6 protein-coding genes are annotated in these 17384 nt (G+C 61.2%); 1 reads left to right on the top strand and 5 read right to left on the bottom strand.

Annotation, left to right across the window (positions count from 1 at the left end):
- The first annotated feature begins 39 nt into the window (after positions 1 to 39).
- On the top strand, positions 40 to 957 hold the full coding sequence (bla, locus tag ADBZ9O_RS17570; RefSeq protein ID WP_526524024.1) for a class A beta-lactamase: 918 nt from the start codon (positions 40 to 42) through the stop codon (positions 955 to 957).
- 64 nt (positions 958 to 1021) lie between these two features.
- Here the strand turns inward: bla and ADBZ9O_RS17575 are convergent, their stop codons facing one another.
- The 5 genes from ADBZ9O_RS17575 to ADBZ9O_RS17595 form a co-directional block, all read right to left on the bottom strand.
- Positions 1022 to 3829, bottom strand: a complete 2808-nt coding sequence (locus tag ADBZ9O_RS17575) for an MMPL/RND family transporter (RefSeq protein WP_526533252.1) — start codon at positions 3827 to 3829, stop codon at positions 1022 to 1024.
- A gap of 835 nt (positions 3830 to 4664) precedes the next feature.
- Positions 4665 to 4898: a type II toxin-antitoxin system RelB family anti-toxin gene (gene relB / locus ADBZ9O_RS17580; RefSeq protein WP_526524026.1), complete on the bottom strand. Its 234-nt coding sequence runs from the start codon at positions 4896 to 4898 to the stop codon at positions 4665 to 4667.
- Positions 4899 to 5002: 104 nt separating this feature from the next.
- A complete protein-coding gene (locus ADBZ9O_RS17585; RefSeq protein WP_526524028.1) occupies positions 5003 to 5506 on the bottom strand; it encodes a hypothetical protein in 504 nt (167 codons plus the stop codon).
- Positions 5507 to 5716: 210 nt separating this feature from the next.
- Entirely contained in the window at positions 5717 to 12178 is a 6462-nt protein-coding gene (locus ADBZ9O_RS17590; protein ID WP_526524030.1) for a helicase-related protein, read from the bottom strand.
- The gene (locus ADBZ9O_RS17595) at positions 12171 to 17111 is read right to left on the bottom strand and encodes a RecQ family ATP-dependent DNA helicase (protein WP_526524031.1); all 4941 of its coding nucleotides are present in this window, start codon (positions 17109 to 17111) and stop codon (positions 12171 to 12173) included. The genes ADBZ9O_RS17590 and ADBZ9O_RS17595 overlap by 8 nt, the downstream gene beginning before the upstream one ends.
- Between the last annotated feature and the right edge of the window lie 273 nt (positions 17112 to 17384).

A 17384-nucleotide genomic window follows, 5' to 3' on the forward strand; every position in this document is an offset into this window, starting at 1 on the left:
CTTGGACATGACCGGTATCTGGGTGTTCTGGTTGCGGTCATGACCACACCTCCGTTGAGCCGACGCGCCGCACTCCAAGCCGGGCTGGTAGCCCTAACCGCCGTTGCGGCGGGGTGCGCCAGGAATCAGTCACCGCCGGCATTGGCAGCGACCGACACGGATGCCGCGCTGGCCGCGGTGGAACAAAAGATGCGCGGGCGGCTGGGGGTGTACGCGCTCGATACGGCGTCGGGGACCACCGTGGGTTACCGCGCAGGGGAGCGTTTCCTATTGTGTTCCACGGGAAAGGCTTTGACGGTCGCGGCCATCCTGCGGCAGAGCGCCGCGCATCCAGAGTTGCTGGATCAGGTGATCACCTACGGCCCCGCGGATGTACTCGAATGGGCGCCGGTGACATCGCTGCACGTCGACCAGGGCATGACCGTTGCCGCATTGTGCGACGCGGCGATGACCGTCAGCGATAACACCGCGGCCAACCTGTTGGTGCAACAACTGGGCGGGCCTGCGGCGGTGACCGCCTTCGCACGATCGCTGGGCGATGACGTCACACGGATCGATCGGATCGAACCTGATCTGAACATCACCTCACCCGGCGATCTGCGCGATACGTCGACGCCGGAGCAGATGGTCGACGACCTGCAGGCGCTGGTACTGGGTGACGGGCTATCCGTGGTGTCCCGCGACAGATTCACCGCACTGCTCAAGGCGAATACGACTGGCGATAAAGCGATTCGGGCCGGGGTGCCCCGCGATTGGGTGGTCGGGGACAAGACCGGTACGGGCGCGCAAGGCGAGAGCAATGACATCGCGGTGGTGTGGCCGCCGAACCGTGCGCCCTTGGTCGTCGCCGTGTACACCGCGCCGGCTGATCCCGAGACACCAAAGGAGCAGGCGCAGGCGATCATCGCTGAGGCTACGGGGATCGCGGTGACGGCGTTGGTGCCTGCTGCGCGGTGAAAGGTGGCGGGTGTCGACTTGCCCGCATCTGAGCGAATCGAGTTAGGGGTGTGGCAAAGAGCAGTCAGGCCGGGGAGTCGGAGCTCACCTTCGGCCACGGCGCAGGCACCGGCCGGGGGCGCACTCGCTGCGGCCACCAGAACCACTTACCCATCAGTGCGGCGATGGCCGGCGTCATGAAGGCCCGGACCACCAAGGTGTCGAACAGCAGGCCCAACCCGATGGTGCTGCCGACCTGGGCGACCACGGTCAGCTCGCTGACCGCCATGGCCATCATGGTGAACGCGAACACCAAACCTGCTGCGGTGACCACAGATCCGGTACCGCCCATGGCGCGGATGATGCCGGTGTTGACCCCTGCATGGATCTCCTCTTTGAGGCGCGCCACCAGGAGCAGGTTGTAGTCGGCGCCGACGGCCAACAGGATGATGACCGCCATCGCCATCACCATGAAGTGCAGCTCGATACCGAGGATGTGCTGCCACACCAGGACCGATATGCCGAAGGATGCGCCGAGCGATAACACCACGGTGCCGACGATGGTGGCCGCGGCGACGACGCTGCGGGTAATCAGCAACATGATGATGAAGATCAGGATCAGTGCGGAAATCCCGGCGATCATCAGGTCGTAGCTGTTGCCCTCCTGCATGTCCTTGAACACCGAGGCGGTGCCGCCGATGAAGATCTTGGAGCCCTGCAGCGGAGTGCCCTTCATGGCCTCCTTCGCCGCCTGCTTGATGGCATCGATGCGTTCGATTCCGGCCGCAGACAGCGGGTCACCGTCGTGGGAGATGATGAACCGCACCGCGTGGCCGTCGGGGGAGATGAAGCTCTTCATCCCGCGTTTGAAGTCCGGGTTGTTGAACGTTTCCGGCGGTAGATAGAACGAGTCGTCGTTCTTGGCGTCGTTGAATGCCTTACCCATGGCTTCGGAGTTGTCGGACATCGCCGCGCCACGGTCGAGCTGACCCTTCTGGGTGGCGTACATCTTGAGCATCGACTCTTTGGAGTTCTTCATCGTCTGGTTCATCTGCGGCATCAGCGTCAGCAGCTGCGGCATCAGCGCGTCGAGTTTCTGCAACTGGGGCACCAGCAGCTGGATGTCGTCAGTGGTGGTGTCGATGCCATCGAGCGTGTCGAAGGTGGCGCGGATCGACCAGCACATCGGGATGTCGAAGCAGTGCGGTTCCCAGTAGAGGTAATTGCGGAGCGGGCGGATGAAATCGTCGAAATCGGCGATGTGGTCGCGTAACTGGGCGATATCGACGGCCATGTTCTGGGTCTGCGTGACCATCGCGTGGGTGACCGCGCTCATCTCGGTCATGATCTGGACCATGCGATCGGTGGTATCGATCGACTTCTGCATCTCGTCGGCCTGCGCGAGCATGTTGTCGATCATGTTCTCGTTGTAGCGCAGATTCATTTTCTGGTTCATTCCGCCCATGCTCATTTGGGCGGGAATGGTGCTGAACGCCAACGGTTTACCGTCCGGGCGGGTGATGGCCTGCACGCTGCCGATGCCCGGGACGCGGAAGATGGCCTTGGCGATTTTGTCGATCACCAGGAAGTCCGCCGAATTGCGCAGATCGTGATCGGTCTCGATGAGCAGCAGTTCGGGATTCATCCGCGAGGCCGAGAAGTGACGTTCGGCCGCGGCGAAGCCCTCATTGGCGGGCAGGTCCTGGGGCAGGTAGTTCCGGTCGTTGTAGTTGGGTTGGTAGCCGGGCAACGTGATCAGCCCGACCAGGGAGATCGCGACCGTCGCCACCAGGATCGGGACGGGCCAGCGGACGATGAGGGCACCGATGCGGCGCCAGCCGCGGATACGCATGGCGCGCTTGGGTTCGAGCAGGCCGAACCGGCTGGCGATGGTGATCACCGCGGGCCCCAGCGTCAGCGACACCAGCACTGCCACGGCCATACCGCAGGCCAGCGGAATGCCCAAACTGGTGAAGTACGGCAGGTTGGTGAAGTGCAGGCAGAAGGTGGCGCCGGCGATCGTCATACCGGAGGCCAGCACCACATGGGCGGTGCCGTGGAACATCGTGTAGTACGCCTGTTCGCGGTCCTCGCCGACGCTGCGCGCCTCTTGATATCGCCCGATCAGGAAGATGGCGTAGTCGGTCGATGCGGCGATGGCGAGGGTGACCAGTAGGTTCGTCGCGAACGTCGAGAGCCCGATGACGTCGTGATAGCCCAGGAACGCCACAATCCCTCGCGATGCGGAGAGCGTCAGGACCACCATGGCCAGCTGAATCAGCACCGTGACGATCGAGCGGTAGACCAGCAGCAGCATGATGATGATGACGCCGAACGTGGCGTATTCGATCATCTTGACGCTGCGGTCACCGGCGATCTGCTGATCCGCAGCCAGCGCCGAGCCGCCGGTGACATAGACCTTGAGCCCGGGCGGGGGAGTCAGGCTCTTGACGATGTCCTGGGCGGCCTTCACCGAGTCGTTGGCCAGTGCCTCGCCCTGGTTGCCGGCGAGATAGACCTGGACATAGGTCGCCCGCCCGTCGGGGCTTTGGGCGCCCTGGCTGGTCAACGGATCGCCCCAGAAGTCCTGCACATGCTCGACGTGGACTGTGTCGGCTTCGAGCTTGGCGATCATCTGGTCGTAGAACGCGTGGTCGGCGTCGCCGAGAGGGTGCTCGCTTTCCAGCACTATCATGGCCGAGCTGTCGGACTTGAACTCCTCGAACACCGTGCCGACGCGCTTCATGGCGATCACCGACGGCGCGAAGTCCGGGCTCATCGACACCGAACGCATCTGGCCGACGGTTTCGAGCTGCGGGACGGCGACGTTCGATATCCCGACGATCACGATCCAGCCGATGATGATCGGGATCGCCAGCCGGCGGATCCACATGGCCAGGCCGGTGCGCTTTTCGTGCAGCGCTGGCGGGGAGTCGGTGGTGGGAGCAGTCACCGCGGCATCTCGCAAAGTGCGTCGTCAACGAACCAACTGGGCACTTCGGCGAAGCCTCTTTTCTAGCGTGGCGGGTCGAATTTATGTCCGACTCTTGATACCAGACAGGTCCGCTAAGTTGTACGGGCCGGTCGCCTGACAATACGGGGGCTGTCCTACAAATTCAGCAGCTGCTCGGACTCACCGGCCACGTAGTACTTGAGTGCGACGCTGCAGGCTAGCTAATGCCTGGTGGTGCGGGCGATGGCGCCGGCGGTTACTAACAAGACGTCGGCGAGCGTAAGCGCGTGGAAGCTCGACACCGCTGCGCGGATGGATTCACCGGCGCCGGTCTGGGCGTCGCGGACGCGCCGGCGCCGCGTTCGAGGATGACTAGGAGCTTCTCGCATTCGTCGGCATGGATCGCGAAGGCTGTGATGTAGCCCGAGCGCACCGCGGGAGAGGCAGCAAGGGTGACCGGCCCGGTCCGTTGAACAGGACGGCCACATTGGGTCCTCGCTAATAGCTGATCTAAACGAATCGTCGGATGGCGGCGGTGTCGTGATGGACACTCTTGCGGCGCCGATATAATTTACACCGCCGTCAACAAAGAGGTCTGCGATGTCGAACGCGAGGAATTGGTGATAGACGGTCCGCTCGCGGCATCGGCACCAGCATGGCGCGAGTTCCCCGATCACCGTGGCAGTCGGAGACAGAATCGCATCTTCGAAGGTGCGTTTATGTTCGTGTAGAGCGCCAGTTCGACGGTATAGCTAGTCACAGGGATGCGGCTACATCACCCGCCGGTCACATCGAACCGCAACTCGCGCCCGTTGACGTGGATCACCAGTTCAGCGGTAGCGCCGACGGCGCCGCAATACGCTGCAATAGTGGACTTTAGCCAATCCGACCGCGCTTCGATCTTCGCGACAGCGCCGCGCCTGGTATTGCCCACAAATCCCATGCCGGTAGCGACCTCTTTCTGTGTCGCCCCGGCGGCCTCACGAATCTCTTTAAGCCTGATAGACATTCGTCAATCATCCTTCGGAATGGCAATACGTATGGCATCGCGGTTACTCGGGTGCGCTATCGGGAATGGTGATGCCGTCAGCACCTCGCACATGAGGTGCAGCGTCACGAGCATTGGCCGCCGTGATGGGTCCATGCCCATTCACAATCAGGATTGGTGCACAGCGTTGGTTCGAATGTCAGTTCACGAGTATGCGAATCCTGAGCGCCTTGGGCTCTCGCCGCCTTCATCGGGATATCGGGGTTGACGGTTCGGAATTTCGCTATCACCGTTTCCACATATTGCCGGGTTTCACGTGTGAGGTCCTCGTCCAACACGTACCGGTAATGGTGAGCCTGGATACTCGCCGTCTCGCGACCGTCGCTCTTCTTACTCACCAAGACACGGATAATCCCGCTCTTCATCTTCCGAGCGTGAGTCAGAAGCCATGCGGCATAGTCAACCTTGATATCCAATCGCTCCGCGAGGAGCTTCGGGTCCACACCGCCGTCTTGTAAGAATTGCACAGCCTTGCCGAACTGGTGATCACCTGCCATCTCATACTGGGCTAACTCAGCCCACACTTCCGGCGTCGGCGGGAAGACTTCATCGAGACCCGTATTCATCATCCGCTTTCTGCTAGTTCGTGCAGAGCCGCTGCACCACAACGTGATTTAAGAATCGAGGCAGTGGCCGAGAGCGTGCCGAAGCGTGTTGGCTTGGTCGGTCGACATCCGCACTTCATTGAGCCAGCTGGGGAAAAGAACGCCCTTGAAGCAGCATTCCCAATGAATGACCTGACTCTCTGATTCGGTTTGGCGCCGTTAGATTGATAGCAGTCAGTCACCGGCGGGTCGATCCAAACATGCTGTGAGATAAGCGGACACCGAAGGTCCGGCAATCGGTTGAGACTTGCCATCCTCAGTTCTAAGCGCCCACTGGTGTTTCGTGGACTGGACCACTACTTCGTGGTGACGGTCGACGCCAATGAGCATGTTTCGCGTCGAGAGGAGTCGACCGTGACGTCGAGCCTGACTTCGGTTCGGTCGCCGCACCGAGCTGCATGCCTGACAAAGCCACAGACTGGCCTGAGGTTCACGGATGCATCGCTTACACACCAATACTTGGCAGCAATCGCAGTGCACAAGCGTATCGACGCATAGTGGACAGATTCGCTCCTCGCAGTTCTTGCACGTCAGGGTGCCGGGTGCGAAGTGTCCCTCACGGTCGATGAAGCCCTCTGAGATCCGCGAGTGTGTGTTGCTGTCGATTCGACGCGCATCAACCTCGCCAGGTTTCAGAGTGACTTGATGGCTCCACGTATGGCCACCTTCGACAGTAACGACGTCCTCAGTCCGTGCCCCGATCTCGATTAGTGCGCGAGGCACGGCGCCGCCGAAGCGGCTCTCCATACGCTTTCGAAGGTTCTGCTCGATCGGATCAAGTTGTGGGGCTTTGGGTTCAAGTTTTGGCCGCCAGGCTCGCAGGGCGTCGTGAGTGACATCGTTTCTAGCGCGGAATGCGGTATGGGGATACGCGACCGGCTCAGTACTTGTCTGGACGTTGATGGCGTTCGACACGTCCGACCGCACGATCTTCGAGGGGTCGGTAAACGCGGAAATCTCATCGGCTGTGTCCGCTATTGCTAAGGACCGCGCCAAAAGCGTCGCAGCTGGAGCAAGTGGAGACGCGGTGATGGTGAACCATGCCGTCCGGTGTCTCACCCGTACACCCACTGCCACGAGCGACGCGATCTTTACGACGATGACTTCCGTGGATGAGAAACTCGCATGGGCTAAGGGGGCAGGCTGCGGGTCCCAGGCATCGGAGGCCCACTGCGGCAGTGTGTCCGGGATGGACCAAGAGTGGATTTCATCCCAAGTCCGGTCGTCTTCAAAGCTGCGGACGAGCAATCCAGCCTCGACTATGTGGCAAGCATTCCCCTCGCTTGCCCAGCCTGTCAGCAGTTGGACTGTCTGAGGACGACGTGCAACGCGTGTCAGACTCAGAACCTCCCGCGGTTCGGGGCCGCCGGCCTCTGGCAATCGAGCGGTTGACGAGATTTCATCGGTGACCAATGCGAATACGTTGTCACTTCGGGATTCGAAAGATTCAGTGCTCCGGCCCACTATGCTGGTCGATTCAGCCATCCACTTCATGAAATGGCTTTGTGTGGAATCGATTTCAAAGTGTGGTTCGGTTACGTTGAGGTCAGCGTGGGTATCACGTCGAACCGGCACGACCTGGACTTTGAACCGCCGACTAGCGACCAGGCCTAATCGATAGGTGTCATCGATGGTGTCCCTCCCAAAGGCCACCCATCGGTCAACCGCGCCGTGGCGAATGGTTGCGTGTTCGACCCCGTCGCCGCGGACGATGAGCGCAGTTGTTGCATCGGCGTCCGATGTGATGAGAACCGTGGCGCCGAACGGTGCGAGTTCGTCAGGAAGGGCGGCAACAAGTTCCGGTGCTGGAGCGAGCCGGCTGCATGAGCCGCACGTCGTGTCCACCCGGCAAGAGAGACACACTTGCCGCGCGCATATAGCGCAAGCGTTGACCTCGGGATTACGACCGCAATCTGCGCAGGCATGGTCGCCGCACAACAGGCACCCGACGTTTGGCACGTCGTGCTCGGCTGTCAGGCACCGTCGACACACCTGGTGAGAGCAGCCGTCGCATTCGACCGACGCCATCGCTCCAACGCTGTCGCACGCACGGCATGCCATGGTTTTGCACGAACTGCAGCGGGCGGTCGTGCCTGGTTCGTAGAAATGTCCGGCGCGGCAGACTCCGAAATCGCTTGCAGTCGCGCCGATATCGTCGAGGGTAGGCGCTAGAGGAATCCCGTCGAAAACGCGATAGGTGTGATGTCCAGTGCCGTGTCCCTGCCAGTTCTCGCCGACGTCAAAGCCATTGCGAACCAACGCTGTGAACGGCTGTTGCGTTCTGGCGAGCAATCCAGTCGCCAGTTCAATCGGCAACGGGTGCGGTTCGGTTGCAGATTCGCTTGCTTTCAGCCCGACCAAGGCGGTCAACGTCGCGCGATCCGGTACTTCGAGCGCAACATCGGAGTCGATGTCTATGTTGGCAATCTCGGCGATACGATCAACACTGCGATTCAGCAGTCTGGCCTGCACCGGAGACGGGTAAGCTGCGGTGATCTCCATCGGCTCGTTCATAGCCCGACCTACTCGCCCGCCAGGAGTTCCGAGAGTGTCGAGGACCGAAAACCACGCCACTTGATCGGAGAAGTGTTCCCCTTCCGGTACTGCGGCCCACTTATGCAAAACCGTCGGGCTATCTGAGAAGCAGGCCTCCACAAGAAGTCCTTCGTTTCTCCGCCTTATGGTCACGTGCGCACCTAGGAATTTGACCTCAGCCAGGAGGGGTTTCTGCCGGGAGAAGTGGTTCCATTCGAGCAGTGCGAAGCGCTCTTCCAGAACTGGTGTCGCGCCGTCGTCGGCCACGACCGACTGGCGTTCGACAAGCCGGTCCACTTCGAGTTCGAGGTCGGTGAAGGTCGAGCGACGAGTCACCATCAGCGCTGGCGGTGTGGGCGGCGCTGCCGCGGTGCGGAGTTTGGTCAACAACTTCGCAACGCCCGATTCGGTTTCGCCTCGGACTGCAATCTGTTCTTGCTGCGGAACGCCGTCAAGGGCTTCGATCGCGACGGACGAAACTTGCGCTGCCACAACTGATAGCTCAACTTCCGACACTTGCTTGGCGCGAATTCGCAGGTTATCGGTGCTCGTCTTCAACGGACGGCTAGTCAAATCACGGAGCGCTAGGCCGGTATCGAGCGGTAGCCCGTTGTGCGCGGCGTAAGCACGTATTCTTTTGCGAGCCAGATCGTCAACGTCGTGATCGGCGACGACGATTTTCGATTCGGCTTGGCCAGGCACGACTATTTCGGCGGTCCGTTCACCGACGAACAGCAGCGCGCCGCGGTTGAGCCGCCAGGCTACTGCGTATTCGCGGTCGAGATCAGGGGCGCGCTCGGGGTCTCCACATTGGTGGCAGAGCCCACCCGTTGTTGCCCGGCATCTCCCGCAACAGGCGCCTCCACACACGGGGCAGTTCTCGAATACGGCGTCTTCCCCGCAAGCGCTACACAGATGCGACTGGCAGGAGTCGCACCGGGTTACCTCGTACTCGTCGACCCAATGGCCTTTGGAGCACAGCGCTAGCGTCTTGATGACGTTCGGCGATGCGTCGCTTTCGACTTCGTGCGCCTCAGAGAAGCCCCACTCGTACAACAACCGTGCTTCAACACCGCCAGGGCCAGCCCAATTTTCCTCGACGAGCCAGTCGTCCTCATCGAGCGTGACTGCCAACAATTTGGCACGTGCGCGAACGTCGGGAGCGCGGTCGAGGCGACGCTCCTCCGAGGCTAATGCCCGGCGCAGACGGGACCGATCATCACTGCTGACCGCTTCAGCGATCTGCGCGGTGTAGCCGGTACGGATTCGCTTGAGTTCTGTTGCCTGATCGGTCTGAATCTGCTTTGAGCGCTCCCGCCGAAGGCGTTCAAGTTGGCTGGTGGCCTGCTTCTCGAATTTGCCGATGATCTCAGCGGTGTCACCGAACGCAACCGGAAGCGACTCGCCGTCTGCCAACGGTCGACGTTCCAGTCGCACTTCTTTGTGCCCATCGAGTTCTCCGGTGATGATGTGTTCGGTTGTCTCCGCTTCACCGATGGTCGCGCGGAATGTGGCCTGACCGCTCCACGACCCCGAGGGGATGAGGCGACGGCTGACTAGCTGAGTGGACTCGGCGTGGCGGTAGGGGCTGGGGCCGATGTCCTCGGGTATCACCGGGACAGTTGCGTGCAGGTCGCCACGCATGCGCAGTAAGCCGAGAAGCTCGTCGAACACGGGTGAGCCGACAGCACATAACTCAGCGTCAGGGTGGTGCTCCATTCCGATGCGGTCGAACGCCAAATGCATGACCGTGCGCCCGCCGAGTTCGTCGGAGACCTCTTCGTCGAATTGCACAGTGATAAAGGCTCCGTCGCCCTCACCGGTGTCGTGGAGTACTTGACTATCGAGTGCGGCCAGGACTTTCCGGACCCAGGTCTGTACGCGGCGTTGACGCATACGAGCCTTCTCGATGGCTTCGGGTCGAAGTTCGGCTGCTCCTTCCTTGGTCAGCCCTTCGCGGTGCTCGTGCGCTGTGGCCATCCAGTTGCTCATACCGCTGTCAGCGGCGATGAGCGTTGAGGCGCGTTCGCGTGCGTCGACCAGTTCGGTACCCAACTGGCCAAGCAAGCTGTTCATTTTGTGGTCGTTCTCAGCGAAAAGCGCATCCATGACTCTTGTTTCGAACGATGCGGCCTTCGAGTCGTCGAGTTCGCCGAGGATCGTGGTGACCTGGCCAAAGAGCAGCTCGAACATACGAAGCTTGAGCGCGAGCAGGTGGTAGACGTGCTCGTCGACGGTGTTGCGGGCGTAGAGATTAGCGACGAAGACCTCGTCACGAGGCTGCGTAAGGCGGTCTACACGGCCAATGCGCTGCTCGATGCGCATGGGGTTCCACGGCAGGTCGTAGTTCAGCACGCAGTTGCAGAACTGCAGGTTCTGTCCCTCGGCGCCGGCGTCTGTCGAGATCATCACTGGGGCTTCGCCTGAGCGGAATGCGGCGATAGTTTTGGCGCGTTCGGTCGCGGACATTGAGCCGTGGAATGACCGCGCGTGCAGGCCTTCTCGCTCCATGCGACGGAGGAGCCCGGTCACAGTGTCGGTGTGCTGGGTGAAAATGAGTACGCGACCGTGCTCCTTCGCCCAGTTGTGTGTCAGTTCGAGCGCGGTGTCTTCACGAGCCGAATGTTGGATGTCCATCGCGCGATGGGCAATTTCCTTCAGAACGCGGCGAACACGCTCCTCTGGATGTCGTTCGGACATCCGAAGTGCAGTGGTGCCCATAGAGAACGGGCTGGCCGTGAGTCGGAGAGCGAGGCTTCGCCGACGCATGGCGTCGCCGGGACTGTTCATCACACCGCGCAGCAGGTCGACACTCATCGCATAAAGTTCGTGCTCTCGCGGGCCCAACGTGACGGGAAAATCCTTGGCTCGCCGCTGGACTCGATCAACACCTGCTTGCGCGCGGGTGGTGCGGATCATCACGCTACTGATAAGTCGCCGCAGGGCAGCTGGGTCATTCGGAGTTCGGGGATCGTCGCGGGTGACGTACTTCCGCTTGAATTCGGCTTCCGAGGTGAAGGTGCCCGGCCGAAGTAGCTCGACAAGTCGATACAACTCGGACAGGTCGTTTTGGACGGGTGTTGCTGTCAGAAAGAACGCATAGCGGCATGCCGTTGTCAGCGAGGTAATGAGGTCACGGGTCTTGCGAGCACCAGATCCGGCGGCGCGATGCGCCTCGTCAACGATGACGATGTCCCACGGTTCTTTGGTGAGGGCTTCGATGTTGCCCCTTGCCAGCGTGAGACTGAGGATGAGTTTGTCTTGCTTACGGATCTCGGACCGCCCAGCGGCGACCTCGAACGTCAGATCGAATTTCTGGCTCATTTCCTCGCGCCACTGGTCGCGAAGCGGTGCGGGGCACAGGATCAGGACTCGTTTGGCCAGTCCGCGAAGTGTCAGCTCTTTGATGGCAAGGCCCGCCTCAATGGTCTTGCCGAGACCAACTTCGTCTGCGAGTACCGCTCGTCCCCGAAGCCGGGAGAGTACGTGTCGCGCAACCGCTTCTTGGTGCGGCATGCGGTCGACGTTCGCGACGTCGACCGCGAGGAGTTCTTCGAAGTCGTCGAGGGTGGCAAGTTCTTCGCCCTGGAGTCGCAGCTCAACGAGGTCGAGCGTGTCGAAGCCAGCTGCTTTCAGCTGCTCGCCCAGAAGCTTGCGGGCCTCGGAAAGGAACCCAATCGTTCGGTTCTTATCGTCGTTCCAGCGATATTCGTCATCGGTGTGGAACTGGCGGTCGACGGTAGCGCGCCGCTTCATGGCCTTCTGCTTGCTTGTATTTCTGATTATGGTCGGCCTAGGCGGCAGGTTCTCACGGAACTGCGATGCGGTACCTGGCGGGAGCAAATTAAGTCGAAACACGTCGTCGGCTAGTCGAAGTCGGAGCAGCCCGTTCACCTGGCCATAGTCTTGTAAACGTTCGGCAAGGACGTCGCCACTGAGGAGCCGGCTTCGGCCGCTCCACTGGACGCCGAATCGGTCGCCCTCGAGTTCGACCTCGATGGTGGTGCTGTGTTCAGGCAGCCCAAGGCTGGCTCCTTCGAGTTCGGTTAGACCGATCTCACCAGTTTCGAGGAGCTGTTGGGTGATTCGCTTTTCAGTCATTGTGGCCTAGTGGTATTCCGAGGGTTTGCGCACCGATAGGAGTGAGGGTGAGGGACTGGTAGACGCTCAGAGTCTTTTCCCGTTCGACGGTTGTTCGAGCGATGTGTCCGCTGCCGATCAGTTTTGCCAACGCGTCATCCCAGCGTTTGGCGCCGTTACGTACGTGACGGAGTGCGCCGAATTGCGGGCAGCTGAGCACGCCTTGTCCGAGAGGTCGCCCCTGGCCGAGGGATTCATTGCCGAGCACGGCAGCCTTGAGGCTCGACTCTCCGTATCTGCCTTCCCGGTACATCGACGACCATGCCACCGCTTGTAGCACAGTCAGTTCGGCGTTGATGAGGAGTTCTGGATCGGCAACGAGGTGATCGGGTAACGATGACCACGGCACCGGGTCTCCGCCGCAGCGGTCGCACGCCACGATGTCGCGGCTGCGGCAATCCGAGACTTGATCGCCGAAGTGGGAGCCGATTGTCACTCGCCGGCAATCTGTTTCGTTCTCCGCGTAATCGATCATGGCCTTCAGACGGTTGTATTGCCAGGTCTTCCATCGCTTCGCTTCGCTCGCAAGGCGCTGCGCTGGTGCGGTGCGCTCATGAAGATGGACGCGCCGCAGCCTGCGTGAACTTGAGAAGGTAATGAAGCGATCGAGTGTCCAGTCGATGAACTGGCGCTCCACGTCGTCCTGGTTGTACCCGTGTCGATCCTCAAGCTGTTGGAAGTCGACCTGAATCCGGACATTTGGCCGCGCACGGTGGACCTTGTAGAAGATCTCTCGGAATCGTCGGCGTTCCTCTTCGTCCTCGGGTTCGCGAAATCCGACGTCGACGGTCCCGCGAGCCGAGCAATCGAGCTCCTGGCTGAGTACACCCACACGCTCAAGTTGGGCCAAGTGGACGTTCAGTTCGTCGTCATCGATTTGGAGCGAGTCGGCCATCTCTTCGACGTTGAACACACGGCTTTTTCCTCGTTGCGGTGAGTTCCAGAGCACAGCAAGTAGCCGTTGAGCGGTGGCGGCATCGTCGGTCGCGTCGCGCATCTGGATGAGCCGCCGACGGCGGGCGAGATCGCCCTTGGTGTATAGCAACAGGCAATGTCCGGTCATATCAGCACTGCGCGCAGCTCGACCTGACTCTTGTGCGTAGCCGTCGAGTGAGTCGGGAAGGTCGTAGTGAGCAACCCACCCGATATTGGGCTTGTTGATGCCCATACCAAAAGCTTTGGTAGCGACGATGATTCGTGCCGTGTCAGAGTCAAAGTCCTCTTGGACTGCGTCACGCTGCTCGGGAACCATGCCGGCGTGATAGGGGCGAGCCGCATGGCCGGCGCGGCGCAGTAGCGCAGCGACTTCTTCGGCCAGTGCTCTGCGCGTGACGTAGACGATGCCGGGTGTGCTGCCAGACCAGGTGACGAACCGCAATAGTTCTCGCACACGTTCTTTTTCGTCCGAGCATCGGACGACGTGAAATCGCAGGTTGGGTCGGTCGCTGGGCTCGCGCACGATGACCGGGTCCTGCATTTGCAGCGCTGCGGTGATGTCTCGCGCCACTTCTGGGGTGGCGGTGGCCGTCAGCCCAGCGCGGGGCGGTCGGTCATCGAAGGTAGCGACAGACGCGGGTACCTGACGGAACTCGGGGCGGAAATCGTGACCCCACACCGAAACACAATGCGCTTCGTCGACCACCACATGGTTGAGCTGTTGACGGCTCAGTGATCCGCGGAGGACGGGGTCGCGGGCGAGTCGCTCGGGCGACACGTACAACAACCGGACGCGACCCTCGGCAGTATCTCGAAGGATCTCGGTTTGGACGACTCGCGACGTGGTGCCGGTAATTCCCTGCACAGGTCGAATCCCGCGTCGTCCACGGAGGTCATTGACTTGATCTTTGATCAGAGCGACAAGAGGTGAGACGACGACAGTCGCGCGGGCCTCGGGCGCGAGCAACGCCGGCAGTTGGAAGCACAGGGACTTTCCGAAGCCCGTAGGCAGGACCGCGAGGAAGTCCTTTCCCTCGATGAACGCCCGCATCACTTCGAGCTGGCGAGGATGCAGTTGCGTTATGCCAAAGAGCTTTTCGGCAGCTTCCATCAATTTTGCGGTTGGGTCTTCGCCGGGCAGCAATCGCAACGATTCGAGGATCTGGGTGACATCATCGCGGCCGAAGGAAATCGCTGACGAGAGGTCAGGCGCTTCGCCGGTGACAAATTCGATGGCCTGTGTCCACGCGTCGTCACGATCGATCGCTTCGTGAATGCTGGGGTCAGGTAGAGATCCGAGCATCACTCGCTGAGCTTGGGTGGGGGAGTGCAGCCTCCGGTCGCAGATGAAGGCCGCGCCGCGGTCTGATTCCGATCGTATGAGGCGTCCAAACCCTTGGGTGAACTGCATGGCCGTCATGGGCAGTACGTAATCGAGGAAAGGATCGCCTCCGCGTTCGGCGATGGCGCGCTGCCGCGCTGAGGTCAAAGGATCGTCAGGATGTGGGTAGGGTGGCTTTTCGATGAAGAGGTACGAGAGCGTTTCGCCGGGTGCATCGAAACCCTCCCAGTATGAACGTAATCCGTAGAGAACGGTCCCCAGCTCGTTGCGGAAGCGATGCTGGATCTGTGATCGGCCTTGCTCACCCTGCACCATGAGTTCGACGCCACGCTCTGCCAACTCCACGGAGTGCGTCCGCACGCCGGCGGCAACGGATTCCATGCGGTTTCGCGCGGCGAACAGGGTGAGGGTCTTGCCTCCGGACAAAGAAAGGAAGCCAGCTTGGTCGGCTGCCATTTCCTCGCAGAACTCGCGCTGATTCTCTGGGATCGGTATCGGGAGATGATTGGTCAGGATCACCTTCGATTGATTGGCGTAGTCGAACGGTGAGCGAAGCGTCAAACCTCTGAAGATACCGTCGCGTGGTTCCGTATCGACGGCGATACCGAGCCGCGAGGAAAGGTAGTCGAATCGGTGCTGCACCGTGAGGGTGGCGGAGCAGAGAACAGTCGAGTGGGTTCGTTCTACGACCTGTTCAGAGAATTCCGGAAAGACGTGAATCGGGATCCGCTCGTACGTCCACGCCGCGGGATCATCGTCTTCAGTGGCGAGGCGGTAGAGCCACAAGTGGTTGTCCGGTAGATCGTTCAAGGTGTCGAGGAGCGTGATCGCAGTGTCCAACCGTTCGGCGTATCCCCGAAGCCGCTGCTTCTCAGAACCGAGACCGCTTGTCTCGCTGAGCGACTGACGCAGCGCTGATACACCTTTCGCGAGTTGTATCAGTGCATATCTCGTTTTTGCCGCGGCTTGCCGGAGCGCGCGATACTCGGGCCGCCCGGTTACCAATCCCGCTCGTAGCACTGCAGAATCCTGCTTGCCTGAATATTCGTGCAGGTAGGTGACAATTGCGCTCGTGAACACGACTGCGCGAGCTGTCACTTCAACCGCAGCGGTGTTGATGTGGCGGCTCGCATCGGCGATCTTTGGCTCGTGGTTCGACCGGGTTCTGATGCGGCGCATGAGACGGGATCGGCGGCCGAGGACGTTGACGAGGATCTCAAGTTCGATGGCATCGATGCTCTCGGTCCATGCAGCGGTCAAAGTGTCCTCGAGCGCGTGTGCCTCGTCGAACACGATGTCCGTCTTGCCTTGCTCGAGCACATTGCCTGGGGCGTGTCCGCCGTCGCGCTCGACCTTGACCCAACTGGCGATGAGGGCGTGATTGATCGAGACGACCCCCGGGGTCTTATCTAGGCCGCGAAGCTGCTGCATCATCGGGCATACCTTGGCCCACTTGCACTGGGCACGGTCGCATCCGCCTGAGTTGGTGCGTAATCGCGCACGGGTTCGGGCGTAGCGGCCATCTCTGCGTCGTATAGCGTCGTCGGTGACGTCGTCCCACGTGCCGGTCGGCGACGAGGCGAGTGCGCGAATTGCCACCGCGAGAGCAAGAGCAGACGACTCGTGGTCGGCCAGGGCATCTTCGAGTTCGCGGGCACACACATAGTTGCCGACGCCCTGGATCTGCCGAAATGGTGCTCGGAGCAAGCCCTCTTCTTGTAGTCGGGCGGCCTCCTCCCAAAGCTGGCCTTGAAGTGCTTTCGTGGCCGTTGCGACCACGACAGGCTGCTTAGGGCGCGATGCTCGCCCGAGTGCAGGCAGCAAATAAGCCAGAGACTTACCGGTGCCAGTAGGCGCCTCTACTGCCAGACGACCGCCATGGTCGAACACCTCGGCTACCGCATGCGCCATTTCTTGCTGGGCCGGGCGGCTACGAAGACCGCGCCGCTCCTTCAAGTGGGCGAAACCCTCCCGCGTGGCCGACCACGCGTCAGCGGCGCTTGCCCCTGAAGGGTTCAGTAGAGGATCTGCTGCGCGACTGAGGGTTTCAAGATTTGGCGGCTCCGCGAGTTTCGGAAGGATACTGGCGATTGGGCTACTGAACGACTCGAGGACACCGATCGCGAGCGGCCAGCTTGGCTCAGCCATGTCGACTTCGTTCAGTAATGCGCGGGCAATGGCTGCCGTGGCAGTAGCGTCATCCACCGCGCGATGGGCGTGGCCGCGCTCGACGTCGAAGCGCATGGCGAGGTCTGCCAGGGTCCGATTCGGCATCGCGACGTCTACCAGGGTGGCGAGGTGCAAGGTGTCGACGACTGGAGGCAACTTCACGGCAGCGAGGCCGGCGCGACTTGCGACCTTTTCAAGGAACACGGCGTCAAAGGCGACGATGTTGTGGCCGATGACGACCTCGATCGAATCCAGCGCAGCTGCAAGTTGTTGCAATGCCTCGCCGAATGGGACGGCGGTCTCGTTGTCGTCGCCATGAGGCCGTGCGACGCCGTCGGGGAGACGCACCGGGAGATGAGCGATCGTTTGACCATCAAGTCGCACGAGCGCTATTTCCCAGATCAAGTCCTTAGTGACATCGAGGCCGGTGGTCTCGATGTCAAGCACGGCGACACGGTCATTTGGGCACCGCGGACGGTTCGTCGGTCGGAACCAGTCCGGAGCCGACGGATCGTCATCGTCTAACTCGGTTAGGTCGGCGTCGCCAGTGGTGGCCGAAGCGGTGGAGAGACGACCCGCCTCGGTGAGACAGAAGCTGCCTGGAAAACGATCTGGGAGCAGTGCCAGACGGTCGGCCTGCACCACTCTTCCCTCTGACCGGAGCGCGTCAGCGAGATCGTGCGGGTATAAGGGGCCACGCTCTGCGAGCACGCGGTACGC

The organism is Mycobacterium sp., from assembly GCF_965229105.1.
Taxonomy (GTDB): Bacteria; Actinomycetota; Actinomycetes; order Mycobacteriales; family Mycobacteriaceae; genus Mycobacterium.